The following is a 431-nucleotide window of genomic DNA, read 5'->3' as shown; positions in this document are numbered from 1 at the left end:
CTGATCCCCAACATGGTCTCCGAGATAATCCGGTGGCAAACGCCGCTGGCCTACATGCGCCGAATCGCCAAGACTGACACTATCTTGAACGGTCAGTTCATCCGTAAGGGCGACAAGGTCGTGATGTGGTACGCCTCGGGCAACCGCGACGAGCGTGTGTTCGAGCGGCCCGATGACTTCATCATCGACAGGGCCAACGCCCGTAACCACATCGCCTTCGGATTCGGCGTACACCGGTGCATGGGCAACCGACTGGCCGAAATGCAGCTGCGGATCCTCTGGGAAGAGCTGCTCCCCCGCTTCGAGAACATCGAGGTCGTCGGCGAACCCGAGTACGTGCAGTCCAACTTCGTGCGGGGTATCAGCAAGATGATGGTGCGCCTCACCCCGAAATCCGGAACATGACATCGCAGCGAGCCCTCATCATCGGT

1 protein-coding gene is annotated in these 431 nt (G+C 59.9%); it reads left to right on the top strand.

Annotated features, from left to right (window positions below):
- Positions 1 to 405, top strand: a 405-nt coding sequence (locus tag G6018_RS12790) for a cytochrome P450 (RefSeq protein ID WP_182639800.1), incomplete at its 5' end; no start/stop codon positions are given.
- Positions 406 to 431: the final 26 nt, after the last annotated feature.

The organism is Dietzia sp. DQ11-44, from assembly GCF_014145205.1.
GTDB lineage: Bacteria > Actinomycetota > Actinomycetes > Mycobacteriales > Mycobacteriaceae > Dietzia > Dietzia natronolimnaea.
This window is presented reverse-complemented; position numbering and strand designations above follow the sequence as displayed.